General features: G+C 50.8%; 25 protein-coding genes. 9 read left to right on the top strand and 16 right to left on the bottom strand.

Annotation, left to right across the window (positions count from 1 at the left end):
* The first annotated feature begins 57 nt into the window (after positions 1 to 57).
* Genes rph through hemW form a run of 3 tightly spaced genes read left to right on the top strand, consistent with a single transcriptional unit; the run spans position 58 to position 2,533 of the window.
* Positions 58 to 771 (top strand): ribonuclease PH, encoded by a 714-nt coding sequence (rph, locus tag NIG5292_RS05845; RefSeq protein WP_048598794.1) that lies wholly within the window; start codon positions 58 to 60, stop codon positions 769 to 771.
* Entirely contained in the window at positions 772 to 1,380 is a 609-nt protein-coding gene (gene rdgB, locus NIG5292_RS05850; RefSeq protein WP_048598553.1) for an RdgB/HAM1 family non-canonical purine NTP pyrophosphatase, read from the top strand.
* Positions 1,373 to 2,533: a radical SAM family heme chaperone HemW gene (gene hemW, locus NIG5292_RS05855; RefSeq protein WP_048598554.1), complete on the top strand. Its 1,161-nt coding sequence runs from the start codon at positions 1,373 to 1,375 to the stop codon at positions 2,531 to 2,533. Before rdgB ends, hemW begins: the two co-directional genes overlap by 8 nt.
* On the opposite strand, the gene NIG5292_RS05860 is transcribed toward hemW, so the two are convergent.
* From NIG5292_RS05860 to rho, 6 genes are read right to left on the bottom strand one after another with little or no spacing between them, the layout of a single operon-like run.
* The gene (locus NIG5292_RS05860; RefSeq protein ID WP_048598555.1) at positions 2,530 to 3,435 is read right to left on the bottom strand and encodes a ParB/RepB/Spo0J family partition protein; all 906 of its coding nucleotides are present in this window, start codon (positions 3,433 to 3,435) and stop codon (positions 2,530 to 2,532) included. The two genes, hemW and NIG5292_RS05860, sit on opposite strands and share 4 nt — an antisense overlap.
* A 3-nt stretch (positions 3,436 to 3,438) precedes the next feature.
* On the bottom strand, positions 3,439 to 4,242 hold the full coding sequence (locus tag NIG5292_RS05865) for a ParA family protein (RefSeq protein WP_048598556.1): 804 nt from the start codon (positions 4,240 to 4,242) through the stop codon (positions 3,439 to 3,441).
* Positions 4,235 to 4,828: a 16S rRNA (guanine(527)-N(7))-methyltransferase RsmG gene (rsmG, locus tag NIG5292_RS05870; RefSeq protein WP_048598557.1), complete on the bottom strand. Its 594-nt coding sequence runs from the start codon at positions 4,826 to 4,828 to the stop codon at positions 4,235 to 4,237. Before rsmG ends, NIG5292_RS05865 begins: the two co-directional genes overlap by 8 nt.
* The gene (mnmG, locus tag NIG5292_RS05875) at positions 4,828 to 6,690 is read right to left on the bottom strand and encodes a tRNA uridine-5-carboxymethylaminomethyl(34) synthesis enzyme MnmG (protein ID WP_048598558.1); all 1,863 of its coding nucleotides are present in this window, start codon (positions 6,688 to 6,690) and stop codon (positions 4,828 to 4,830) included. Before mnmG ends, rsmG begins: the two co-directional genes overlap by 1 nt.
* 12 nt (positions 6,691 to 6,702) lie before the next feature.
* Entirely contained in the window at positions 6,703 to 7,989 is a 1,287-nt protein-coding gene (mnmE, locus tag NIG5292_RS05880) for a tRNA uridine-5-carboxymethylaminomethyl(34) synthesis GTPase MnmE (RefSeq protein ID WP_048598559.1), read from the bottom strand.
* 27 nt (positions 7,990 to 8,016) lie between these two features.
* On the bottom strand, positions 8,017 to 9,291 hold the full coding sequence (rho, locus tag NIG5292_RS05885; RefSeq protein ID WP_048598560.1) for a transcription termination factor Rho: 1,275 nt from the start codon (positions 9,289 to 9,291) through the stop codon (positions 8,017 to 8,019).
* Between the two features lie 469 nt (positions 9,292 to 9,760).
* Between rho and NIG5292_RS05890 the strand changes: the two genes are divergently transcribed.
* The 4 genes from NIG5292_RS05890 to dnaQ are packed head-to-tail and all read left to right on the top strand — an operon-like array spanning position 9,761 to position 12,450.
* Positions 9,761 to 10,360 carry a Maf family protein gene (locus NIG5292_RS05890; protein ID WP_048598561.1) on the top strand — a complete coding sequence of 200 codons (600 nt, stop codon included), beginning with the start codon at positions 9,761 to 9,763 and terminating at the stop codon, positions 10,358 to 10,360.
* Positions 10,357 to 11,187 (top strand): shikimate dehydrogenase, encoded by an 831-nt coding sequence (locus NIG5292_RS05895; RefSeq protein ID WP_048598562.1) that lies wholly within the window; start codon positions 10,357 to 10,359, stop codon positions 11,185 to 11,187. The genes NIG5292_RS05890 and NIG5292_RS05895 overlap by 4 nt, the downstream gene beginning before the upstream one ends.
* Complete coding sequence (gene coaE / locus NIG5292_RS05900) at positions 11,184 to 11,768, top strand: dephospho-CoA kinase (protein ID WP_048598563.1); 585 nt, start codon at positions 11,184 to 11,186, stop codon at positions 11,766 to 11,768. Before NIG5292_RS05895 ends, coaE begins: the two co-directional genes overlap by 4 nt.
* A complete protein-coding gene (gene dnaQ, locus NIG5292_RS05905; RefSeq protein ID WP_048598564.1) occupies positions 11,761 to 12,450 on the top strand; it encodes a DNA polymerase III subunit epsilon in 690 nt (229 codons plus the stop codon). Before coaE ends, dnaQ begins: the two co-directional genes overlap by 8 nt.
* Before the next feature lie 4 nt (positions 12,451 to 12,454).
* Here the strand turns inward: dnaQ and secB are convergent, their stop codons facing one another.
* Both secB and NIG5292_RS05915 read right to left on the bottom strand, forming a co-directional pair.
* Positions 12,455 to 12,946, bottom strand: a complete 492-nt coding sequence (secB, locus tag NIG5292_RS05910) for a protein-export chaperone SecB (RefSeq protein ID WP_048598565.1) — start codon at positions 12,944 to 12,946, stop codon at positions 12,455 to 12,457.
* A 64-nt stretch (positions 12,947 to 13,010) separates the two neighbouring features.
* Positions 13,011 to 13,493, bottom strand: a complete 483-nt coding sequence (locus NIG5292_RS05915) for an FxsA family protein (RefSeq protein WP_048598566.1) — start codon at positions 13,491 to 13,493, stop codon at positions 13,011 to 13,013.
* Positions 13,494 to 13,622: 129 nt separating this feature from the next.
* On the opposite strand from NIG5292_RS05915, the gene NIG5292_RS05920 reads away from it, so the two are divergent.
* Positions 13,623 to 14,279, top strand: a complete 657-nt coding sequence (locus tag NIG5292_RS05920; RefSeq protein WP_048598567.1) for a Tim44/TimA family putative adaptor protein — start codon at positions 13,623 to 13,625, stop codon at positions 14,277 to 14,279.
* Between the two features lie 26 nt (positions 14,280 to 14,305).
* Entirely contained in the window at positions 14,306 to 14,896 is a 591-nt protein-coding gene (locus NIG5292_RS05925; RefSeq protein ID WP_048598568.1) for a Smr/MutS family protein, read from the top strand.
* Here NIG5292_RS05925 and hslU read toward each other — a convergent pair.
* The 8 genes from hslU to tsaE form a co-directional block, all read right to left on the bottom strand.
* A complete protein-coding gene (hslU, locus tag NIG5292_RS05930) occupies positions 14,893 to 16,197 on the bottom strand; it encodes an ATP-dependent protease ATPase subunit HslU (protein ID WP_048598569.1) in 1,305 nt (434 codons plus the stop codon). The two genes, NIG5292_RS05925 and hslU, sit on opposite strands and share 4 nt — an antisense overlap.
* A complete protein-coding gene (gene hslV, locus NIG5292_RS05935; RefSeq protein WP_048598795.1) occupies positions 16,194 to 16,751 on the bottom strand; it encodes an ATP-dependent protease subunit HslV in 558 nt (185 codons plus the stop codon). Before hslV ends, hslU begins: the two co-directional genes overlap by 4 nt.
* A gap of 127 nt (positions 16,752 to 16,878) precedes the next feature.
* Positions 16,879 to 17,199 carry a thioredoxin gene (gene trxA / locus NIG5292_RS05940; RefSeq protein ID WP_048598570.1) on the bottom strand — a complete coding sequence of 107 codons (321 nt, stop codon included), beginning with the start codon at positions 17,197 to 17,199 and terminating at the stop codon, positions 16,879 to 16,881.
* 56 nt (positions 17,200 to 17,255) lie between these two features.
* Positions 17,256 to 20,624, bottom strand: coding sequence for a double-strand break repair helicase AddA (gene addA, locus NIG5292_RS05945; protein ID WP_048598571.1), 3,369 nt, complete (start codon positions 20,622 to 20,624; stop codon positions 17,256 to 17,258).
* Entirely contained in the window at positions 20,621 to 23,563 is a 2,943-nt protein-coding gene (gene addB / locus NIG5292_RS05950) for a double-strand break repair protein AddB (protein ID WP_082136638.1), read from the bottom strand. Before addB ends, addA begins: the two co-directional genes overlap by 4 nt.
* Complete coding sequence (locus tag NIG5292_RS05955; protein ID WP_048598573.1) at positions 23,560 to 24,237, bottom strand: nucleotidyltransferase family protein; 678 nt, start codon at positions 24,235 to 24,237, stop codon at positions 23,560 to 23,562. The genes addB and NIG5292_RS05955 overlap by 4 nt, the downstream gene beginning before the upstream one ends.
* Positions 24,216 to 25,226: an aminoglycoside phosphotransferase family protein gene (locus NIG5292_RS05960; protein ID WP_048598574.1), complete on the bottom strand. Its 1,011-nt coding sequence runs from the start codon at positions 25,224 to 25,226 to the stop codon at positions 24,216 to 24,218. Before NIG5292_RS05960 ends, NIG5292_RS05955 begins: the two co-directional genes overlap by 22 nt.
* Positions 25,216 to 25,695 (bottom strand): tRNA (adenosine(37)-N6)-threonylcarbamoyltransferase complex ATPase subunit type 1 TsaE, encoded by a 480-nt coding sequence (gene tsaE, locus NIG5292_RS05965; RefSeq protein ID WP_048598575.1) that lies wholly within the window; start codon positions 25,693 to 25,695, stop codon positions 25,216 to 25,218. The genes NIG5292_RS05960 and tsaE overlap by 11 nt, the downstream gene beginning before the upstream one ends.
* Between the last annotated feature and the right edge of the window lie 16 nt (positions 25,696 to 25,711).

Below are 25,711 nucleotides of genomic sequence, written 5' to 3' on the forward strand. Positions count from 1 at the left end.
GTTGCGTTCAGTTTGCCGCCATGTGATCCAATCTCCAGAAAAACAAAGGATGATATGATGCGCCCCTCCAACCGTGCACTTGATGAAATGCGGTCTATTGAGATCGAAACCAACGTGACCCGCCACGCGGAAGGCAGCTGCCTGATCAAAGTCGGCGATACCCACGTGCTGTGCACCGCATCTGTTGACGAGCGCGTCCCCCCCTTCATCAAGGGATCTGGCCTCGGCTGGGTTACTGCAGAATACGGTATGCTGCCCCGTGCAACACACACACGTATGCGCCGTGAAGCCAAGAATGGACAATCCGGACGCACCCAAGAAATTCAACGCCTGATTGGCCGCAGCCTCCGCGCCGGTGTTGACCGTGTCGCTATGGGCGAGCGTCAAATCACAGTGGACTGTGACGTTATCCAAGCGGACGGTGGCACGCGCTGTGCCTCAATCACAGGTGGTTGGGTTGCACTATCATTGGCTGTCCAAAAACTGATGAAAGCAGGCGACATCAAAACAAACCCGCTAATCAGCCCCGTCTCAGCGGTAAGTTGTGGCATCTACGCGGGCCAGCCCGTTCTTGATCTGGACTACCCCGAAGACAGCGAAGCAGGCGTAGATGGCAACTTTGTCATGACTGGCGACGCTGGTCTGATCGAAATCCAGATGTCCGCTGAGGGCTCTATCTTCAGCCGCACACAAATGGATCAACTTCTTGACCTTGCGATCAAAGGAAGCGCTGAGCTGACCAAAGCCCAACTAGCGGCGGTTGGTGCATAAATGCGCAAACTCACCGAGCCCAAGATCGTCCTCGCCAGCCATAACGCAGGAAAACTGCGCGAAATCTCTGAACTGCTGAAACCTTTTGGTATCGAAGTGGTCTCGGCGGGCGAGCTTGGGCTTGATGAGCCAGAAGAAACAGAAAGCACTTTCCACGGAAACGCCCGCATCAAAGCGCATTATGCCGCCAAAAATGCAGGCCTTCCAGCGCTTTCAGATGACAGCGGCATTACAGTTGACGGCCTTAACGGCGCACCCGGCGTCTACACCGCAGACTGGGCCGAAACGCCAAAAGGCCGCGACTTCCCCCTCGCAATGAGCAAAGTCTGGAACGCACTTGAAGAACGCGACGCAGAATACCCGCGTCTCGCCGCCTTTAACTGCACGCTCTGCATCGCTTGGCCCGATGGACACGACGAAATCTTTGATGGCACCGTCAAAGGCGAAGTCGTCTGGCCAATGCGTGGTGAACACGGGTTTGGCTTTGATCCCATGTTCCAACCCCTTGGCCATTCTGAAACATTCGGCGAAATGGATCCCGCACAAAAACACGCCATGTCACACCGCGCCGATGCATTCGCAAAACTGATAGCAGGCTGCCTTGACTGAAGACTGGCAAAATGGCGGGTTCGGCCTGTACATTCATTGGCCCTTTTGCAGCGCAAAATGCCCTTACTGTGATTTCAACTCATACGTTGCAGATAAAATAGACGAAAACCGCTGGGTTAGAGCCTATATTGTGGAAATTGAACGTACAGCTTCACTGACACAAGGGCGGGTGCTTAATTCAGTCTTCTTTGGCGGTGGCACCCCCAGTTTGATGTCCGTTTCCGCCATTGAACAGATCATCACAGCCGTGCGCGCCAATTGGTCATGCGCAAATACAATCGAAATCACGATGGAGGCGAACCCAACTTCTGTCGAAGCAGGCCGTTTCGTCGGCTACAAAGATGCAGGTGTGAACCGTATTTCCGTTGGCATTCAAAGCCTCAACGATGATGATCTTAAACGCCTCGGCCGCCTTCATACAGTTCGCGAAGGCATCCAAGCCTTTGAACTTGCGGCAAAAACTTTTGAAAAATGCAGCTTTGACCTGATCTACAGCCGCCAAAATCAAACACTCATTGATTGGCAGTCTGAACTGAAAGAGGCACTCACAATCGCTGCTGGCCACCTTTCAATGTACCAACTGACGATTGAGCCTAATACAGCCTTTGGGGATCGTTATGAAAAAGGCCTGCTAAAGGGATTGCCGACCGAAGACACAGAAGCAGACATGTATTTTGCAACGCAGGAAATCGCTGCAAACGCAGGATATATGTCATATGAAGTGTCTAATTATGCCAAATCGGATCATGAAAGCGCCCATAACCTAATCTATTGGCGCTACGGCGATTACATCGGCATCGGGCCTGGCGCGCATGGAAGGGTAACTCTTAACGGGACCCGCCACGCAACAGAAACGGAATTAAGTCCTTTAAATTGGCTCAAATCAGTTGAACAAAACGCAACAGGCGAAACCACGACCGTCCCACTATCACGCGAAGAGCAAGGAACAGAATTCCTACTGATGGGCCTGCGATTATCAGAAGGCATCTCGCCAACTCGCTATAACGAAATATTGGGTCTAACACTGCCAGAAATAGCAATTACCCACCTAGCAGACCTTGGTTTGATCACAGCGAACGAAGACACGTTAGCGGTGACCCCCAAGGGACGACCACTGATTAACGGCATCTTACGCGAATTGCTTGCTGATTAGCCCGCAAGCAATCTGCAAAGGTCATCTAACTGCTCTAGGTCTTTGTATTTAATCACGATCTGTCCACCATCATTGCCTGGATTGTGAGAAATCGAAACGCCCATCCGCAACTGGGCCGACAATTCGCCTTCAAGCGCGCGCGTATCAGCGTCTTTATCACTAGAGCCATCGCTGCGCCCACCACTCGAACCACCCGATTTGCCTTTGTTAGAGCCGCTTTTGACCAACTCTTCGGTCTGTCGAACGGACAAACCCTTTGCGATAACAGTCTGCGCAATATTACTTGGATTATCCGCGCTAATCATTGCGCGTGCGTGACCCATGCTCAACGCACCCGTTACCACTTTGTCTTGCACATCGTCAGGAAGGGTCAACAAGCGCAGCAAGTTAGTAATGTGCGACCGGCTTTTTCCCATCGCCTTGGCAACTGCATCTTGTGTGTGTCCATGTCGTTGGATCAATTGGTTGTAGGCTAAAGCCTCTTCAACCGCGTTCAGATCGGCGCGCTGAATATTCTCAATTATGCCTAGCTCGAGTACTTCAGTATCGTTGAAGTCCCGAACGATCACAGGCACTTCATGGATTTGCGCCCGCGCAGCAGCTCGCCAACGCCGCTCACCCGCAACAATCTGATAAGCACCCTTCTGCCCTGTGGTATCCGGACGGACGATCAGCGGCTGAATAATTCCCTTTTCGCGAAGCGAACTTGCCAACTCATCCAAATCACCCTCATCAAACGATTTCCGCGGCTGGTTAGGATTCGGAAAAATTAGATCAATTGACACTAACGTGGTGCTTTTCACCACATCCTCCGACGGCGCTTCTGATTGCGTAGGAACATCAGCCATCAAAGCAGACAACCCACGGCCCAACCCGCGACCTTTGTTTGGTGACTTACTCATGATCTAAACTCCTTCTTGGGCGCGCTGCCGGCGCAAAAATTCTTTGGCCAGCGCACGATACGCCTGACTCCCGCTCGAACGCGGGTCATATTCTAGAACAGATTGCGCATAAGACGGCGCTTCACTTACACGCACATTCCGCGGGATAACCGTTTTGAAAACAAGATCTTTCAACACTTCTCTGGCATCATTTTCGACCTGCTGGGCCAAGTTATTACGCTGGTCATGCATCGTCATCACAACACCCTCGATACGCAACGCGGGGTTTGCTGCCTCACGAACTTCACGGATGGTAATCATCAGCTGAGATAGTCCCTCAAGCGCGAAAAACTCACTTTGTAGCGGCACGAGGATGCTATGTGCTGCGACCATTGCGTTAACAGTCAGAAGGTTAAGTGAGGGCGGACAATCAATGATGACATAATCATAGCCAAGCGCAGTCATATCTATAGAACGCAACACGTCCCGCAGTAAAAAACTACGCTTTTCATTAGAAATAAGCTCAATATCGGCCGAACTGAGATCGGTCGTTGACGCAACAATATCAAGGTTTTCGACGGCCGTCGGAACAATAACCTCGTCAATCGGCGCATTTGAAACAAGAAGATCATACACCGTCTGGGTCGCTTCTTCTTTTTGCACCCCAAGGCCCGTTGTCGCGTTTCCTTGTGGATCAAGATCGATCAGCAAAACCGATAGGTGCAGTTCAGACAACCCTGCGGCAAGGTTAATCGCGGTCGTCGTTTTACCAACCCCACCCTTTTGATTGGCAACGGCAATAATCTTTGCAGGATCGACATTATGCACGTTTCAACGCCTTAATCTTTACCAGTTTCGCCTCGGGATCGGTTTTGCTTGGAACCAAGTCTAACTCAAACGACCACTTATCCCGCACAACTGCAAGCTCCGCTTCAACCATACGCCCTTTTAAGAACAAATATTCTGTATCACTGTGCCCGTGGGGATGAGCCCAATCAAACAGTACATTAAGGCTTGCGAGAGCTCGGGCTGTTATCACATCCGCGGAAAGCGGTTCGAGTATTTCTATCCGCGCCGTTTCAACCCGGGCATTTAAGGAAAGTTCGCGAATACACGTACGAAGAAATGCACACTTTCGGGCATCGCTTTCCACTAAAACCGTAGCTCGTTGGGGCGCGGCCTGAAGATTATGAATGGCGATCACAATACCAGGTAGGCCGCCACCACTTCCGAGGTCTGCTACTGTTTGCGTAATTTCACTGATATGACTGCATATCTGCAAACTGTCGTTGATATGACGATCTGACAAAGATCCCAAAGTTGCCGGTGAGACAAGATTTATCTTCGGATTCCACTTACGAATAAGCGCTTCATACGCCTGTAGTCGCTCTGATGTTTCACGTGAAACATCCATTACGCAATCGACTTTCGCTGACTGCTTTTAGCAATAGCCATCAAGATCGATAGACATGCGGGCGTCATACCGTCAATCTTTGCTGCCTTTGCAATGGTCTCTGGCTTTGCCTTCAAAAGCTTATTCTGCATCTCATTGGAAATACCGCTAACCGCCGAGTAGTCAAAGTTAACGTCAAGTGCGGTCTGTTCGTCCCTTTTTAAGCCCTCAGCGTCTCGGTCTTGCCGCGCAATATAGTGTGCATACATCGCGTCGTTAGCGAGCTGGAGTTGAATATCTGGATCGATACTATCTACTGCCGGTGCCAACTTTGCGGCACACTTGATATCAAACCCATTCATCGACAAAAGATCAAATAAAGTACGTTTGGTTCCATCTTGGTTAATTTTCACGCCCGTCTCTGCAACTTGCTTTGGCGTAAAGACCTTTGCAGTCAGAATATCCATCCCATCATCGATGGACCGTTTTTTCTCATCATAAGAGGCCCAACGGACCTGTGAAATTAGGCCAAGCTCTTTTCCAAATTTTGTTAACCTTTGATCAGCATTGTCAGCCCTTAGCGAAAGACGATACTCCGCACGAGATGTAAACATTCTATAGGGCTCCAGAACACCTCTACTTGTTAAATCATCTATCATGACGCCGATGTAAGAGGTCCGACGGCTGAAAATTACTGGCTCTCTACCCAAAACACTAAGGCCAGCATTTAGGCCTGCGACTAGCCCCTGTGCAGCAGCCTCTTCATATCCTGTAGTACCATTAATCTGGCCTGCGAAATACAGGCCGCTTACGTTCTTCAATTCGAGCGTCTGCTTAAGCGCCCGGGGATCTACGTAGTCATACTCGATAGCGTAACCGAGCTGATGTATTTCTGCACTCTCAAGGCCCTTAATGGACCTAATGTACTGATACTGAACATCCTCAGGCAACGACGTAGAAATACCGTTTGGGTAAATCCAGTCACTACTCAGACTTTCTGGTTCAAGAAAGATCTGATGAGATGTTTTGTCTGCAAAACGAACAACTTTATCTTCAATAGAGGGGCAATACCGCGGTCCAACACCATCAATGTGTCCACCGTACATCGCTGATTTATCAAGGTTCTTCGTAATTATTTCGTGTGTTTGCTCATTAGTATGAGTGATGGCGCAACTAACCTGTTGAGCGGAAACATCTTTTGTTAGAAATGAGAAAAACGCAGGGACGTCATCCCCAGGCTGAACTTCCAACCCCTCAAAATTTATCGATCCCTTAGCAATTCGAGGGGGTGTACCTGTTTTTAGGCGTCCAATAGGAAGCCCTAAATTCAAAATACGATCAGCGAGCTTGGTTGAAGCATTCTCACCCATTCGGCCAGCGCTGTAGGAAACGTCACCGATATGCACTTTCCCATTCAGGAAGGTTCCGGTTGTCAGAATTACCTTTTGAGCAGTGATTTCGGAACCATCACCGAAAATCACACCATTAACGATATTGCCTTGCATCGTCAGGTCAGCGACTTCACCAATTATAATTTCAAGGTTTGATGTATTCCGTAACTCATGCCTCATAAGCTCCCCGTAAAGAAGCCGGTCAACTTGGGCACGTGGACCTTGGACTGCTGGTCCTTTTCGACGGTTTAGCAAGCGGAATTGAATGCCGGCTTGATCCGAAAGACGCCCAAGAATACCGTCAAGCGCATCTATTTCGCGTACAAGATGACCCTTACCCAAACCACCAACTGCAGGATTGCAAGACATTGCACCGATGCCAGCCTCCGTCATTGTAATGAGCGCTGTTGAAACCCCTAACCGTGCAGAAGTTGCCGCCGCTTCAGCACCTGCATGACCTGCGCCAATTACGATTACGTCAAAATGTTTCACGTGAAACACTCCTTACTTTCCAAGACAGAACGACGAAAACACTTTATCCAGTACATCTTCAACATCAACGTGACCGATCAATTGATCAAGTTGTCGTGTTGCTGCGCGTAAATCATCTGCGACCAACTCAACTTCTTGGCCATTTTCCAAGCCAAGAAGCGCTGTATCCAAATAGCCCACAGCGTTCGTAATCGCAATCCCGTGCCGCTCTAATGTGGCTACGCCAACCCTTGAAACGCGATCACTTAAAACCGTTCCGATATGATTAAGAATGCGGTCGATGCCGTGGCCGGTCTTTCCCGACAACCCATTGTCATACACACCTTCATCATCTTTAGCCGTCACGATCAAATCATCAGCCGTCATATCGACTGGCTCAACATCATCATTAGGCGTCTTGAGCCAAATGCGCAGGTCAGCAGAGGCAGCGCGATCCAAAGCACGTTCAACACCAATTTTTTCTACACTATCGTCAGTGGCGCGAATGCCCGCCGTATCAAGAACCCGCACTGAATGACCCCGCAGATCAAGATCGACCTCTAATACATCGCGCGTTGTACCAGCCACGTCCGTAACGATAGCTACATCACGTCTAGCTAACGCATTGATAAATGTAGACTTTCCAGTATTAGGTTGACCAATGATGGCAACCTCAAAACCTGATCTTACACGTTCAGAAACAACTACGCCGCGGGCCTGTGCCTCAAGCTCAGCACGCAATGGCAGTAATATTTCGGACACCTCGGGGAACACATCCACGGGAACTTCTTCGTCAGCAAAATCAATTGTCGCTTGAAGCAACGCGCCCGCGTGAATTAGCTTTGCACGCCAATCCGTTACAGCTGTTTTCAAATGTCCGTTCAATAGCTTACGCGCTTGGATTGCTTGGCTTTCCGTCTCTGCGTCAATCAGATCAGCAAGCCCTTCAACTTCTTCAAGCGTCATTCGACCGTTGATCAAAGCACGGCGAGTAAACTCACCGGGTTCAGCCATGCGCATGTTCGGCAACTGAGAGAGGATTAAAATCGCTTCTTTTTGAATGGCGGGGCTACCATGAAGGTGCAGCTCTACAGTTTCTTCGCCTGTAAAGCTTGCTCCTTTGGCGAAACCCAAAATAAGCGGCGTATCAATTACCTCACCACCTATTTTATGGAAATCCGCCAAATAAGGCGTCCGCCGATCTCCATCAATTCTAGGCATCACGGGCTTTAAAGCGTCAAAGACACCCTGTCCCGACAGCCGCAGCACACTGACACCCGCACGGCCGACAGCCGTCGCAAAGGCGAAAATAATGTCCATTATTCAGCCTCCTTTTTGTAGCGGGTGTTAGCCGTTCATTGAGTCGAAGAAGTCTGCGTTACTCTTTGTTTGCTTAAGTTTTGACAGCAAGAATTCGATGGCGTCCGTCGTTCCCATTGGGTTCAAGATACGGCGCAACACATAGGTTTTCTGCAGATCGACTTTATCAATCAACAGGTCTTCCTTACGTGTGCCTGACTTTAGAATATCCATTGCTGGGAAGACGCGTTTATCTGCGACTTTACGATCAAGCACGATTTCAGAGTTACCTGTGCCTTTGAATTCTTCAAAGATCACTTCGTCCATCCGCGACCCAGTATCAATCAAGGCCGTTGAGATGATGGTCAAAGAACCACCTTCTTCAATGTTCCGCGCAGCACCAAAGAACCGTTTAGGGCGTTGAAGCGCGTTGGCATCCACACCACCGGTCAAAACCTTACCAGAGGAAGGAACAACAGTGTTGAACGCACGGCCAAGACGGGTGATCGAGTCGAGAAGGATCACAACGTCGCGTTTATGCTCAACAAGACGTTTCGCCTTTTCGATAACCATTTCTGACACAGCCACGTGGCGCGTTGCAGGTTCATCAAACGTTGAGGATACAACCTCGCCCTTCACGGAACGCTGCATGTCCGTAACTTCTTCTGGACGTTCATCGATCAAAAGGACGATCAAATAGCATTCTGGGTGGTTTTTCTCGATGCTGGTCGCGATGTTTTGCAGCAGAACCGTTTTACCCGTGCGCGGAGGCGCTACAATCAATGAACGTTGGCCCTTACCAATTGGCGCAACCAAGTCGATAATCCGCGCAGAGCGATCTTTACTGGCTGTTGGGTCTTCAAGCTCCATTTTCAGGCGCTCATCAGGATAGAGCGGCGTCAGGTTTTCAAATGCGACTTTGTGGCGCGCTTTTTCGGGCTCTTCAAAATTGATTTGTTGAATGCTTGTCAGTGCAAAATAACGCTCGTTATCGCCAGGGGCGCGCATAACGCCTGTAATCGTATCACCCGTGCGTAGCGAATATTGGCGGATCATGTCAGGTGAGACGTAAATGTCGTCAGGGCCCGGCAGATAGTTTGCCTCTGTTGAGCGAAGAAAGCCAAATCCGTCCTGAAGCACTTCCATGACGCCGTCGCCACTGATTTCCCAGCCGTCTTCCGCCCGTTCCTTCAGGATCGAGAACATCATATCCCCTTTGCGCATCGTGGATGCGTTTTCGATCTCAAGCTCTTCAGCCAAAGACAGGAGGTTTTTTGGGCTTTGAGCTTTCAGCTCAGCCAATGACAGACGCTCTTGGGTCATACTTTCACCGTCATGCGTTGGAACGCATTATTTTAAAGGAGTTAAAGTGTTCGGATGAACACCTAAGCCGTAGCTAACATGAATGGGTTAGTCAAACTTCGATTTTAGAGGTTCAATGCTTCTTCTAATAATAAGAAAGATTAAAAAATGATGATGATGAAGTGTTAAGAATATCTGTGGATTACTTTTTATCCAATTCTTTATCCACAGTGTATCGGTGGATTTACACCTAAATATATTTAGATAATTGTTTAAAATCAATATGTTGAGCATATCTTTACGTCTTGTTAATTAACGTAAAGCAAAACTATCCACAGCGTAGATTCGACACATTTATCCTTTCCACAGGCGTATAAAATCGGCAAATTGTCGTAGAATTGTGCTTTGCTCCGCTGTGATGGGAATGGCGCTGAAATCTCACGGTGACTGTCCTTAAGGCATTCATTGGTTTGTCCAAAAGGTTATCCACATCTCTTTTTCACTTACACTCGCTTCGTCCTCGAAAATTCGGGCTCAGCTGCTCGAAAACGCGGGCATTCCTATAACGATTCGACCTATGCCCATTGATGAGGAGTTGATCAAAGGCGCGATGGTTGCTGAAGGTGCGCCCCCACGGGATGTCGCGGATGCGCTGGCTGAAATGAAAGCGCGGCGATTGTCAGATAAAGGACATGAGGGGCCGATTTTGGGCTGTGATCAGGTTCTGGACTTTAAAGGCGCTATTTATTCAAAGCCGACCTCACCAGATGATGCGCGTGCGCAGCTGCGGGCATTGTCAGCGCAGGTTCATTATTTGCACACGGCGGCTTGTTTATATCAGGATGGCAAACCCACGTGGCGGCACGTTTCACGTGTAACGTTGCGCATGCGCCAGTTGAGTGACGCCTATATTGATGCCTACGTTGAGCGAAATTGGGATGACATTAAGCATACGGTTGGGTGTTACATGCTTGAGGCGGAAGGTGCGCGGCTGTTCTCTCAGGTGCAGGGCGATTATTTTGCAGTGTTAGGCCTGCCTTTGGTGGAGCTTTTGTCGTTCTTAACCTTGCGCGGAGATATTGACGGATGAGTGGAAAACTACGGCTTGCGGGTGTGATTGGGCATCCAATTTTGCATTCAAAATCGCCGCGTTTGCACGGGCATTGGCTAAAGCGTTACGGGATTGATGGGCATTATATTCCGATGGACGTCGCACCGGATGATTTGGCGCGTACGATAGAATTACTCCCCCGGCTTGGGTTTGCGGGGATTAACGTAACGTTGCCACATAAAGAGGCTGTGATGGCTTTGTGTGATGAAATTACACCCCGCGCTAAGGCTGTTGGCGCTGTTAATACTGTTATTTTTCAAGAAGATGGCAGTGTTTTGGGCGATAACACTGATGGCTACGGTTTTATGGCTAATCTTTACGCTGGCGCGCCTAGCTGGCGGGCTGACATGGGTCCAGCGGTGGTTCTGGGTGCTGGCGGGGCGGCACGTGGTGTTGTCGCGGCGCTACTTGATGCTGGTGCGCCACACATCATTCTGAGCAACCGAACTGTTGAGCGGGCAACTGCGCTTCAGTCAGAATTCGGCACACGGGTTGTGGTTTCTGCGTGGGATGACGTTGGTGATGCCATCAAGGGTGCGAACCTGCTGGTAAATACGACCTCGCTTGGGATGGATGGCCAACCCGCCCTGCCCGTTTCGCTTGATCATTTGGGTTCTGAAACGCTTGTTACAGATATTGTTTACGCGCCTTTGAAAACCCAACTTTTGATTGATGCAGCTGCGCGTGGGTGCGCTGTTGTTGATGGGCTTGGGATGCTGTTGCACCAAGCCGCTCCCGGTTTTGAGGCGTGGTTTGGTCAAAAACCGATTGTGGATGATGAACTGCGCGACGCTGTTTTGTCATGACATTTGTCATAGGCTTGACTGGCTCAATCGGGATGGGCAAATCGACCACGGCGAAGATGTTTGCCAAGCGTTACATACCCGTGTGGGATGCGGATGCGGCTGTGCACCGGATTTATCAAAGCGGCGGTGGTGAATTGGCGACCGCGTTCCCGCAAGCAGTGAAAAATGGGATGATAGAGCGTGACCTATTACGCAAGATCATCCATCAAGATCAGACAGCATTAGCAAAGATTGAGGCGATCATTCATCCGCAAGTTGCCGCCGACCGCGCGCGATTTATACAGACTTCTAAGAGTGAAATCGTGCTGGTAGATGTGCCTTTGCTTTTTGAAACAGGTGCCGATGACAGTGTTGATGCGATTGTTGTTGTAAGCGCGCCAAATGACGTTCAGCGCGATCGTGTTTTAGCGCGCGACGGCATGACAGAAACGCTTTTCGATACTATCCTATCAAAACAAATGCCAGATGCCGAAAAGCGCGCAAAAGCGGATTACGTTATTGAGACAACTTCGTTAGACGCTGCTGAGGCGGCTGTTGATGCGATTTTGGCCAAGATTAAGCGGGAGTTAAGCGATGCGTGAGATCGTTTTGGATACGGAAACCACCGGTTTTGAGCCTGCCGAGGGCGACCGCATTGTTGAAATTGGTGCGGTAGAGCTGTGGAACCACATGCCGACGGGCAAGACCTATCACCAGTATATCAATCCGGAACGCTCAATGCCCCAAGGGGCGTTTGAGGTGCACGGGCTTGGCGATGATTTTCTGCGTGATAAGCCATTTTTTAAGGATATTGCGCAGGATTTTGTTGATTTTGTCGGTACTGATGTGATGGTCATTCATAACGCGGCGTTCGATATGAAGTTCTTGAACGCAGAACTGGGTTGGCTTGGGCGCCCTGCTCTCCCGATGTCGCAATCGCTTGATACGCTGGCAATTGCACGTAAGCGTTTTCCAGGCTCGCCTGCTTCGCTTGATGCACTGTGCCGCCGTTTCAACATTGATAACTCGTCGCGGACTTTGCACGGAGCGTTGCTTGATAGTGAAATTTTGGCGGAAGTTTATCTTGAACTGATCGGCGGCAAGCAGCCGGATTTCGCGCTAAGCACCAGTTCAAATAATACATCTTCGGATCAAGCCGCAGAATGGCGTCCTTCACGACGTCCGACCCGGTTGCCATCACGGCTAACTGAAAAAGAAAACGCCGCCCACGCCGAATTTCTCGACAATATGGGCGGCACAGTGCTTTGGCGGTCTGAGACTTAGGTTATTAAGAAACAGTCGCGTTCTTTGCTTCTGCTTCAGCGCGTCGTGTAAGCTCTGCGCGGTAAAGCTGAAGGAAATCAATGGTTTCAAGGTTAAGCGGCGGGAAGCCACCGTCACGAGTGACGTCGCTAACAACACGACGCACAAACGGGAACAGCATCCGTGGGCATTCGATCAGCAAGAACGGGTGAAGCTGGTCTTCTGGAACGTTTTCGATCTGGAAAACGCCGCCGTACTCAAGCTCCATCAAGAACAACGCCGCTTCTGAAGCTTTGTCATTTGATTTGATCATCAGTTTAATGATGACCTCAAACTGGTTCTCAACAGTACGCTTTTTCGCGTCGATGTTCACTTGAACAGAAACGTCTGGGGTTACATCGCCTGCGCCGCCTTTTTGAACGAGAATATTCTCAAATGACATGTCGCGGATATATTGCGCCAGCACGGACATCTTGATGCCTGCGGGTGCTTCTTGTGCGGGGGTTTCGTCAGCCATGGGGCATCTCCAATTAACTTATACTCGCAGTTTCGTAACAGGTCGGGGCGGTGGCCTCAATCCGTTAGTGTTTGGTCCACCCTGACGGTCCAGAAGGTTGATTTGCAGGTGGGGGCACCTCCTCAAAGTCACCATCAATGGTTGTTCCACCGGCCGTATTCTGGTGGGGCTGGCGGGGCCTGCCGTTTGAAAAGCTTTGTACTTTGATCCGCGATTTGAGTGCGGCAAATACAGATGTGCGCACAGCGGGAATGAGAAGGGTAAAGCCAACTGCATCAGTGAAAAAGCCGGGCGTGAGCAGGAGCGCGCCAGAGAAAAGGATCATCGCGCCGTGGGCCAGCGGTTCTGTAGGGTCGTTCAGGTTTTCAAAGCTGCCGCGGACTTGTGTCAGAGCAAGCGCGCCTTGTTGCCGCACCAATGCGGTTCCCAGAAGTGCTGTGATGACCACGATAAGCAGCGTTGGCCAAAGGCCAAGCCAGCCACCGATCTGAATAAACAGGCCAATTTCTATCAGCGGCACCGCTAGAAATGCCAAAAAGAGCCACATGGTTAAGATCCTTTTCATAACTTTACGCCAAGACCACAAACTAGGTGCGGTGAGTGGACTTGATCCTATGCCTGCCCTACATAAGTGCGAGTTAAGTAATTTTCCACGCCCCCAACGCCAGAGGCTTTCATGAACAGCTCACTCGTCCAACTTTTGGTCCTTGCCGGCATTGCCATTTTTTTGGTTTTGCGTCTGAAAAACGTGCTTGGCACACGTGAGGGTTTTGAAAAGCCACCAGAGGCTGTGCAAGATAGCACACCTGTGCGCCGTGAGTTTGAGGTGATCGAAGGCGGACCTGACCGTGATATCACGGATCATGCCGAAGAAGGTAGCGCCCAAGCTGATGCATTGGCGCAAATGAAGGCTGCTGATCCAAGCTTTAGCGTGAACGAGTTTCTGGGCGGGGCCAGTGGTGCCTATGAGATGATCTTGATGGCGTTTGAGGCTGGCGACATGGACAGCATCAAAGGGTTCTTGTCCGATGATGTTTTCGAAAGCTTTGATAGCGTTGTCAAAATGCGCGAAGAGCAGGGGCTTTCTGTAGACGCCACTTTTGTTGGTGTCCGTGAGATGCGTTTGAAGGATGCGACGTACAATGCTTCTACAACCGAAGGTGAAGTGACGGTGAAATTCGTGGCCGAGCTTACTTCAGTTGTGACGAATGCCGAAGGTGAAGTGGTTGAAGGTAGCGCCAAAGAGATCAAACGCCAGAAAGACACATGGACGTTTGCACGCGTGATGTCGTCAGACGATCCAAACTGGCAATTGGTAGCGACTGGCGAATAAACGTAGATGGGCGCGGTAAATTTGAAGTGGCAAAGAAACCCAAAGGCTTAACTTCTGACGACCGCTCCATTTGGCAGCGTGTCGCGGAAACAGCTGTGCCAATTCAACACGCGCCCGTAAGTAGGCCCGCTGACAAAAAGCCCCCAAAGAAAATCCGTGCCGAGCAGCACCCCGCGATTTCCCACTTCAAGGTTGGTGCGCGGGCGGCTCCTTTGCCGCGAAAGCATGACATTCAAAAAGATATCCGGCAGCAGGTCGCAGAAGCCCCTGTAAACATGGATAGAAAGTCGTTTCAGAACCTACGGCGTGGGAAGCTAAAGCCCGAGGGGCGGATCGATCTGCATGGTATGACGCTTGTAGAAGCCCACCCTGCCTTAATAGGGTTTGTGATGTCGTCCCATCGCGCTGGGAAGCGGTTGGTTTTGGTCATCACAGGCAAAGGCAAACACAAAGACGAGGGTGGCCCGATGCCTGTACGGATGGGCGTTCTTCGTCATCAGGTGCCTGAATGGCTGCGCATGGCGCCCGTTGCGTCACTTGTTTTGCAGGTCAGCGAAGCCCATTTAAAACACGGTGGTGGCGGCGCGTATTATGTTTATCTACGGCGTAAACGTTAAAGTACGTAGCGGCTGAGGTCTGTTGAACGAGACAGCTCGCCTAAGTGTTTCTCAACAAATGCAGCGTCCACGGTTATCTCATCACCACTACGGTCAGATGCTGTGAAGGACAGTTCTTCAAACACCCGCTCCAGCACAGTGTAGAGCCTGCGCGCCCCGATATTTTCGACGCTTTCGTTCACTTCCGCAGCGATTTTGGCAAGGGCAGCAATACCTTCGGCGGTGAACGAAACAGTCACATTTTCCGTTGCCATTAAGGCGGTGTACTGACGCGTAAGCGCGTTGTCTGTTTCTGTCAGAATGCGCACAAAATCGCTCTCAGTTAGCGCGCGTAATTCAACGCGAATAGGTAAGCGGCCCTGCAATTCGGGTAGCAGATCAGAGGGCTTAGCGATGTGAAATGCGCCAGATGCGATAAACAGAATATGATCGGTTTTGACGGGCCCATGTTTTGTCGAGACTGTCGTTCCTTCGATGAGCGGCAGCAGGTCGCGTTGAACGCCTTCGCGGCTGACATCACCGCTTCTTGTTTCGCTTTTGGCGCAGACTTTATCAATCTCGTCCAGAAAAACGATCCCGCTGGATGAGACTGCATCAAGCGCGGTTTGTGTCACCGTCTCATCGTCCAACAGTTTGTCTGCTTCTTCGCCAACGAGCACGTCATAGCTTTCCGCTACTGTCATTTTCCGACGCTCGGTGCGGCCTGCAAACGCTTTGCCGAACAAGTCACCAAGGTTCATCATTTGGCCGCCACCGGGTTGTCCGGGAATATCCATCGATGGCATTTGCGGCATCGGTGCAGCCACGTCGAGCTCAATCACAGTGTCGTCAAGCTCACCGGCGATGAGTTTTTTGCGGAACATTTCGCGTGTGCCGCTTCTTGCATCTTCACCGGCGATTGCAGTGATCACACGTTCTTCGGCGGACTTCATTGCTTTTGATTTAACTTCGTCGCGCATTGTTTCGCGGGTCAGGGTGATCGCGCTGTCCACAAGATCGCGGATGATCTGCTCAACATCGCGACCGACATAGCCGACTTCGGTAAACTTTGTAGCTTCAACTTTGATGAAAGGCGCATTTGCGAGCTTGGCGAGGCGGCGGCTAATCTCAGTTTTGCCGACACCAGTCGGCCCGATCATCAGGATATTTTTGGGATACACCTCATCGCGTAAATCATCGGGCAATTGCTGTCTGCGCCACCGGTTGCGCATGGCAACAGCAACGGCGCGCTTTGCGTCTGCTTGGCCAATGATGAAACGATCGAGTTCTGCAACAATCTGTGGAGGTGTTAAGTCAGTCATGATTTTATCGTCTCGATCGTGAGGTTTCCGTTGGTGTAAACACAGATATCTGCGGCAATTGCCATTGCGCGTTTCGCAATTTCTTCCGCGTCATGATCACTATCCATAAGCGCGCGGCCTGCGGATAGGGCGTAGTTACCGCCAGATCCGATTGCAGTGATATTATGCTCAGGTTCAAGAACGTCACCCGCGCCAGTAATGACAAACAAGTCGGTTCCGTCTGACACAATCAGCATCGCCTCAAGTTTCTGGAGGTATTTGTCTGTGCGCCAGTCTTTCGCAAGCTCTACTGATGCGCGGGCTAGCTGGCCTGGCGTTGCTTCAAGTTTTGCCTCGAGGCGTTCAAGCAATGTAAAAGCATCAGCGGTTGAGCCTGCAAAGCCTGCAACCACATCATACCCACCCGGAGAAAGGCGGCGGACTTTGCGCGCGGTCCCTTTCATCACGGTTTGGCCAACGCTTACTTGACCATCGCCAGCAATGACGACCTTGCCGCCTTTGCGAACGCCGATGATTGTGGTGCCGTGCCAGCCCGGAAAATCTGAGTTGCTCATGTTTGCGCTCCCGCTTTTGTGCGTGGAAATAATATGGTTGCCGGCCGAGTGTTTCACAAGGCGATGTGCGTACGAAAAAAGGCGCACCTTGCTTGGCACGCCTTTGTTTTTCGTCTGGCCTCGTCTGCTAGATGGACTCTTCAATCCAGCTTTGCAGCGCTGCTTTTGGTGCCGCGCCGTTGCGGTTTGAAACAACTTCGCCGTCTTTGAAAACGAACAGAGCAGGAATGCCGCGAACACCCATTTGTGCGGCTGCATTCGGGTTGCTGTCTACATCGACTTTCACGATTTTCACTTTGCCGTCCATTTCGGCGGAAAGTTCTTCAAGTGATGGGCCGATTTGTTTGCAGGGGCCACACCATTCTGCCCAGAAATCTACCACAACGGGGATGTCTGAATTGCGGACTTCTGCGTCAAATGTGTCGTCTGTTGCTGCAACGGTAGCCATTGGGTCTCTCCTTGAGATCTGCGTTGCGGTGAACCTAAGAGTGGGCGGGCACAGCGTCAAGATATGGGGGTCGTTTCCAACGCTTGCATCACCATATCGTGGGGAAGCTCCATCAACTCGGCTGTTTTTGTCCATAGAAGAGCCGTCTTGATTGGTTTGTTGGGGAAAACCGCCTCTAGGGCTGCCGCATAGGCACCCATTTGGCGCAACAGGCCTAGGGGCGTATCTTGAGGGTTTTCGGGAATGATCGCGTTTGATTTAAAATCGACCGCAAGAATGTGGTCGCCCTGATCGATTAGTCGGTCAATCGTTCCTAACACTTGCTTACCCGCAAGCTGAGAAAGCGGCGATGTAATACCAACCTCTGCCATTGCGTGATCAGAGAACAAGAACTCTAAGTGTGGTGCGGTTAAGACGTTTATGGCCTCTTGAATGATTTCATCAGCAAGCGGACCGACAGCAAAGGCATCGTTTGTCAGTAATATTTGTTTCGCCTGTTCCTGCCATGCAGGCCGAGGCACGTCGGGTAAATATTCGAGAAGCAAGTGTATGAGTGTGCCGCGGCGCATCGCGGCTTCTTCGTCAAAATGAGTGTCTGATCCGCTATATAGAGCCTTTGCGCCACCCAGCATGGACGGCGAAAGTGGGCGTTGTTTCGCATCAGGCGCTGTTGGATTGAGCGTTAGGTGGGTTGGTATAGAAACGGATGTTGCATGCTTAGCTGTTGTGGGCGCATCTGTGGCGGCCCAAGTGCCAACCTCAAAACGGAAAGGCGTTTCATCGCCAAGCTGCGCTGTCTTTGCACCAAGTTCAGTTACCGCGTCTTCGATGCGCCCGTACCACGTATCCGTCGTTTTCGCAGGGTCCATCACGCCGTCAATCATGAGCCACTTTTCAGCGCGGGTCATTGCTACGTACAGCAATCGGTCACTTTCTTCGGCAGACAGGCGCTTTGCCTCCTCCACGGATGCCTCAAGACATTCGGGCATGTCTGCAGTGGCAGGCTTCCAAACAGCGGTGCCGTCTTTGTTGATGGTTGGGTCGCGGAACTGGCTTTTCTGCGAGCCTGTTTCAGGAAGAATAACAATCGGCGCTTCCAGCCCCTTAGCGCCATGGATGGTCATAACCCTGATTTGGTCACCTGCACTTTCGGCTTGTCGCTTGATCTCAACGTCTTCTGCCTCGAGCCACGTCAAAAAGCCGGTCAGGTTTGGTACGTCGTTTTGCTCGTACGACTGTGCTTGGTCGAGCAGCGCATCAATGCCGTCAACGGCCTCTTCACCCAAGCGGGCGATTAGCTTTCGCCGACCATCGTGACGGGTAAGGGCACGTTCCAGAAGATCAAACGGGCGAAGAAAATCCGATGAATTTCGCAGATCATCCAGCACTTCCATGGTTTCAGGAAACTCAGTGCGCCTGTCCCGCATTTCTTGCCAAAGATATTTTTTGGCAGCGCGGCGATGGGCCAGATCGAACAAGTCCTGTTCACTCCAGCCAAACAGGGGCGATTTCAGCAGCCCCGCAAGCGCGAGATCATCTTCGGGCGTCGATAAGAAGGCAAGCAGCGCAGTGAGATCTTTTACCGCCAACTCGCCCGCAATTTTCAGTTTGTCAGCGCCCGCAATTTTAAGGCCTTCTGTTTTGCAGGCACGGATCAGCTCGTGAAAAATTGCTGACCTTTTACGAACGAGAATTAGAAAATCGCCCTCGTGAACGGGACGGAATACGTTCGGTGTTTCTTCGTCAGGAATACCAACTTTCGTATCGATCATATGGCGAATTCGCGCTGCAATGCGTTTGGCCAAGATCACTGTTGCGTCTTGTGGTGATTTACGGTCGAGGGGCGTGTGCCAGGGCAGATCATCCTCGGTCTTTTGTGGCTCAACAACTGGAAAAATATCTACGCGGCCAGCAAGTTCAGTCTTGAACGCCTTGTGTAAAGCTGTGCCGCCTAGGCTTGTCGCGTCACCTTTTGAAAAGACCTTGTCGACGCTGTTTAAAACTGCTGCCGATGAGCGAAACGAGTATTCAAGCTGTAGTGGTTGAAAAGGTTTTTGGATGCTTTCCAGCTTGCTTTGAAAGCTATCACGCATTTCAGAAAAGCCGGCAGGTTTGGCCCCTTGGAACGAATAGATTGACTGCTTGGGATCACCGACAACAAAAATAGTCCGCTCTACATCATCACGCGCGCCAAGACCGCTGGTGAATTCTGAGGCGAGGTTTTCAATGACGCTCCATTGTGTCGGGCTGGTGTCCTGCGCCTCGTCCACGAGGATGTGGTCAATTCCGCCATCGAGACGAAACAGAACCCATGACGCCATACTTTGATTGGAAAGAAGATCGTTTGTTTTCTCAATTAGGTCGTCAAAATCAAGCCATCCACGGACCGTTTTGGCAGCCTCATATTTTGGTAGAAAGACACGCGCAAAAGCATTTAGGGCTTTGGTTTTGTGGGCGGTGTCGAGCTTTAATTTCAGCTCTTGCGCACCTTCAATACGCTCCATCAGATCATGAAGTTGTGCAGTGAGCTCAGGATGCTTTTCCGCGATTGCCTTTGTTGGAGCGCGTCCAATTTTAGCGCGCCGATTATTGGCGCCACTATGAAAAAGAAGCGGCTTTGCGAGCTCTGAAATAGCTGCGTAATCGAACGTTTTTATGGCATCCAGCGCGTCAGCAAGCTTGGTATCGTTGGCTGACGATGTGCGTAAAATTGGAATTAGGGCGGTAAAGAGATCGCCTTCAGACCCGTCAAAAGCTTGATCAACTAATGACTTTTCGGTCGTTCCAGAAGGCAGGTCCAATACGTCTTCAATCGATATATCAGTTGCGTACAGGGCCTTGTTCTTGATGATATCGCGCGAGAGTTTTTCAAAATCCTGATCGGTAATTTGCATCGCCAAATCATCAAGAAGGTGCCGATTTGGGCCGGTCGCAATATCGTCCAAAACAGCTTCGCGTAGTAGCACGCCTGCACGGTCTTCCATTTCGGTGAATTGGGGCGACACACCGGCCTCAAGGGGGAACCGCCGTAAAAGTGTGGCGCAAAACGAGTGGATTGTTTGAATTTTGAGCCCGCCGGGTGCTTCGATCGCACGGGCGAATAGGCGCCGCGCATTGTTCAGATCATGATCTGACCACGCATCATCAACACCAAGCCCGATTAATTCCTTACGCAGGTCGGGTTCTGGCTTCATTGCCCAATCCCCCAGTCTTTGGAACAGCCGGTTCTGCATCTCACTTGCGGCGGCTTTGGTGTAGGTCAGACACAAAATGCGCTCTGGCGGAACACCAGACAGAAGCAAGCGTGCGACCCGATCTGTGAGAACGCGGGTTTTACCAGAGCCAGCATTAGCCGCAAGCCAGGTTGACATATCGGGGCGGGCGGCTTGAATTTGCCGAAGGCTTGCGTCGTTCGGGATAATCATTTCAGTACCTCTGGGTTCGGTTCGTCCGTGATGTCCCACTCCCCAAATCGCGAGAGGTGATCGTACTCGTTTGCATAGGTGTCTTTTTCAGTTTGCCTGCGCGCAAGATATCCCTGATCCGGATTATCATAGGCTAAAATAAGCGCGCGTAGTTCTGTTTTGATCTCTGTAATTGAGGTCGCATCAATAGGGGCTGGCATGCTTTGTAGTGATGAACCGACTTTTAGAAACACACCGCTTTCAGCGGGCACAGGCCCTAATTCAGAAAACGCACCTTCTTCAATCATCAGCATTTGAAGCAAAAGCTGACGGTCAAACAGAAGCTGTGGTTTTTTCTGTGGCGGGGTACCTGTTTTGTAGTCGTAGATAATCGCACTACCCGTTTCGGTCATGTCGATCCGGTCCGCTTGGGCCGTGAGGTCGAACGATATGTCGGCAAACGTAAGCTTTCCCTTTTGCTCTAGAAGGGTTGGCGCCCCGTATTGCTGCCTGACTTTTTCCTGTTCAACAAACTCGTGCGCAATGCGGCTTAGCTGCCCCAGCCACAGACGTTGAGCCGTTGGCCAAGGCGCTTTTTGGGCCAACACCTCCTCGGCAATATTGAGAATTGTGTCGACGGGATCTGGCGTCTGTATCCCGTTCTGTTTGATGAACTCCTCAAATACAGAGTGAACTACGGTTCCACGCAGCAATGCGTCAGCGGATCGTCGCAGAGAATGGAGCGGCTTTAGTTTGAGGATGTCGCGCGCATAGACATTGTAGGGATCGCGGATCAGGTGTTTGAACCGAGTGACTGACAAATGGCGGGGTCGGGCGCCTACAGGTGGGCGCGGGGCAGGACGTTTGGCCGGTTCAACTTTCTGTTGTGGTTTTTCCAATTCAATAGCGAGCCGGAGCCACTTATCACCGCGCGCCAACATTCCTTTATAAGCCGCCTCACCGTTTTGCTTTGGTAGGCCCTGAACAAGGTTTGTAATCCTGTTCAACCATCTAGATGGGACTGTCTCGGCATCGCTACTGCGGGCTGACCGCGACAGCCATATTTTTGGCCCTGCCGCTGCGATTTGGAAGTCGTGCGCAGATAAGCCAAGTTTGCGATCAGGAGATAGCAGGCCAACCTCGTTTCGCATTTTGCGGTTGAGCCATGGATCATGAGCCGCAGCTTCCGGCCAGCTTCCTTCATTGAGGCCAGCAAGAATAACAATATCTGCGCCGCCAACACGTGCCTCGAGGGTACCCCAAATAAAAACGTCTGGTCTTGGTTGTTCCCGGTCGCGGACTTCTTCATTTGCTAAAATACGGTGGAATAGGGCCTGATAATCGTGGGGGGATAGATCGTTTCCATAGACTGCGTCTTGCTGGAGAAGCGTCACGGTTTGCAGCGCTTTCTTACCTTCGTCGCGCAACCAAAGTGCGCCATCGCCCTGAGAACTGTCGCCCGTTGATAGTAATTCGGCGTATTTGAGGTGTACCTTAATGAGATGGGGTAAAGGTTGTGTGCTGGTGGCTGAGAGAACAGAAACTGCACGCCCTATAAGGCTGGCCCACGTACCAACACCTTCGTCTTTTTCACCGTTTGCCCATGCCACAAGCAGTTCTTCAGTGGGAAAAGGCATGCCGTATTTGCGGATGTAGATCTCAAGGTTCCGCGTCCACCTAAGGTGGTTACCGCGATCCCCGCCTGAAAAGACCAGAGGGTTTTTAAGTAATGCTAATAGCGTATCGGCGGTAACAGGTTCGCCCATTAGGCGTGCTGTTTGATCTAGCAGTCGGCCCGGTGCTGTGAGGTGTAGCGGGATGCCAGCACTGTCGTCAGCCCGAATGCGCCACCTGTCGAGCGCAGCACTAACGCGGCGTGTCAGGGTACGATCAGGCGAAATAAGCGCTACCGTTTTGCCTTGCTCAACGGCGTCTCGAATACCGATCGATATCGCTTGCGCCTCAAGCCGTGGCGATGGGGCGTTGAGAAGCGTGATATCTTCGCAGCACTCTTCCAAATCACCAAGTTTTGGACCTTCGCTAAGCCATTGATCCGTGATCGGCGCGGGGCGCAGGGCCAGTGATATCAGTTGCGTCCGTTTGGTCGGCTCTGCTGCAACTGTTTCATCCCACGGCTGTACTTGATCCGGACTTACATCGACCTCATCCATAAACGCCTTCAGGCGGTACTGCGGATGGTCTTCAGCTTTGTGTTTCTCTGATGATAGGTTTGCCCAATCGCGAGTGGTCATTGAGGTGTCAAAACCCGGCAGGATGACAGCGCCTTGTGGCAGGCTTGCGATGGCGCGCATCAACCTTGCCGTTGTCCCGCGAGATCCTGTTGAGCCGGCAAGAATGATAGGATGCTCTGGCGGATTTTTGAGCCAAGTCCCAATAAGCGCATCGACGACCATGCCTTGACGGTTTTCTTTATCGGGTAGAGACGTTTCTGCCAGATACTGCTGTGCAATAGTCAAGAATTGTTGCGTACGTTGCCAATGTGCAGAGTGATCCGACACATCAATGTTTCTTATAGCTTCTGGGTCAACCGCCTCACTTTGTATCTCATCAATGAGACGGGCAAGGCTATCTGCAAGGTCAAACAGGGCAGAGCGGGGCGCAAGCTCTGGCGAAGCAGTGAGCAGTGCATCAATCAGTTGGGCAAGCTCAAGATGTCTGCGAATGCGTGATACAGGTTGGGGTATGGCGCGTGTTTCTGGTGTATCATCAAGACCTGAAAGAAGCTTGATCCTTGGTAAAAGGCGCGCTGGGCCAGAGGCAAGCAATTCTGTGACACGCTGTTCCGAACGACGGGTATTGAATATTAACGTGGTCTTTGCCCATGACATCGGATCATGTCCATGCAGTCGTTGTTCAAGCCCGCGTGCAATAGTTTTTGGAAAGTCACAGCCAAGGGGCAGATGAAATACTCTGGGCGTCGGGGATTGGGGAAACATCATTTGGCTAACATTCGTTCTGCAATATTTATGCCTTCGGGGTGGCCAACATCGCACCATTTGCCCGAGTATACATGACCCCTTAGGGTGCCAGACTGCTTAAATATGTCCCAAAGTTTGCTGATCGAAAAGGCGGTTTGCTGTATTTGGGATAGAGCATCTGTTTTGATGATCTGTAGCCCACTGTAGACAAAAGGCCCACCGCGAGAGATTACGCCGTGGTCATCAAGGGTGAAATCTCCGCCCTGATGGCCGTGGGTCCGACTGGGGTCACACAAAAGTAGAAGTGCATCCATTTTGTTGGGTTTCCAGTGGGACAGTAGTTCATTAATCGGGTTGTTCCCTCGCCAAACAGCATCGGTATTCATGGTGATAACGGAGTCATTGCCCAGAATGCTTAAGGCATTTTTTAACCCGCCGCCCGTTTCAAGAATAGTTGGTACTTCGTGAACGACCTTGATGCCGGTTCCGAGAAAGTGATCTTGAATCTGTTCAGCAAGATAGTGAGTGTTTATGGCGATGTTTTCGATTTTTGCTTCATGCGCAATTTCGATAGCATGATCTACTAGCGGCTTGCCCGCCACGGAAATCAATGGCTTTGGCGTTGTCTTTGTAAGATCGCCCATACGTGTGCCAAAGCCCGCACCGAATAACATCAGTGATGGTTTGTTGGGCATTTACGTCTCAATAGATTTAGGGTTTCGGGCGTTGGTTCAGGGATATTTTGGATTACAATCCGTGCTACCGACGAAAGGCTTGGATGTTGCAGATCCTGTTTTAGGTTGGCCCAAACGCGTGGAATAAAATCTAGGTAGGATGGTTTTCCGTCACGGATACAAAGCCGCGCGAAGACACCAAGAATGCGCAGGTTTCGTTGCGCACTTTGTACAGCACAGTTGGCGCTAAATTTATCAGGGTCGATGCCGCTTTCGGATTGATAATATTGCAGTAGGTCATCACGCACTGGTATTGATACGTCGCGGCGGGCATCGCCGAGCAGTGAGACTAAATCATATGTTGGCTGGCCAACCCGAGCGTCTTGAAAATCTAGAAGGCCGATGTTTTTCGGGGCCTCAAACATCGGCGTCCAGAGTAGATTTTCAGCGTGGTAGTCGCGTAAAACAAGAACTGGCGTGGCGGTTTCAGTTGCTTCTATCGCAGTAAATAAAGCCGTTTCCAGCTGAGCCTTGGCATTACCCGTTCCACCGGCATTTTGAGCGTACCACTCTATAGAAAGACACCCGAGGGGGGCCATCTCCGCTGCGGAATATTTTTCTAGCGCTGTCTCTAGCAGTGGTGATCGGTGCAGGTGAAGGAGCGCATCGACGGCGGCTTTGTATAGATCAAACTCTGACCCGTTGGGTGCAAGTTTTGCCAGTAAGTCATCGCCTAAATCTTCGAGCAGAAGGAATCCGTTTACCTCATCCTTGGCGTATATGGACGGTGGCTTCAGTCCAATACTCTCCAAATGTTGGGCAATAAGAACGAAGGGAACAACATTCTCCCCCTTATCAGGTGGTGCGTCCATTAAAATGGCGGTATCAGCACTACTGGTTTTTTTGAGGCGGTAGTATTTTCTATTTGAAGCATCGCCTGCGATTATAGCCATTTCTGCATCTGACCATTGTGTTTTGGCGATGAATTCAGATGCTAGTTTAGACCGCATTTTCGAAAACTTTCTCAAGAGATGCCGCCCAATCCGCATCTGTACTTTCGAATGATAATTTTCGAACATCACCGCCAAGATCGTTAATTCGGATTGTAAGTGCATCTGGCGGTGTTAGATCCGCCAAGTTTTTGGGCCACTCGATGAGCGTGACGGCAGTAGCCATCGCATCATCTAGGCCAAGCTCAATCACTTCATGAGGACTTGAAATACGGTAAAGATCACAATGCCAAAGATCACCCAGTTTGGTTTCATAGGTCTGAACAATTGTGAATGTTGGGCTTGGAACATCTTCTGGCGTGTCTTGCAAAGACTGTATTAGCGCGCGGGCGAAAAGTGATTTTCCGGCCCCGACTGACCCAACCAAAAGCAGGCAGTCCCCAGCCTTTAGAACTTGACCAATACTGACGGCTAAGTCTGCCGTCTGGTCGGGTGAGGTTGTCTCAGTGTGATACAGGATTGAGGCCATACCTCGCACATTAAAC

This window comes from Nereida ignava, assembly GCF_001049735.1.
GTDB lineage: Bacteria > Pseudomonadota > Alphaproteobacteria > Rhodobacterales > Rhodobacteraceae > Nereida > Nereida ignava.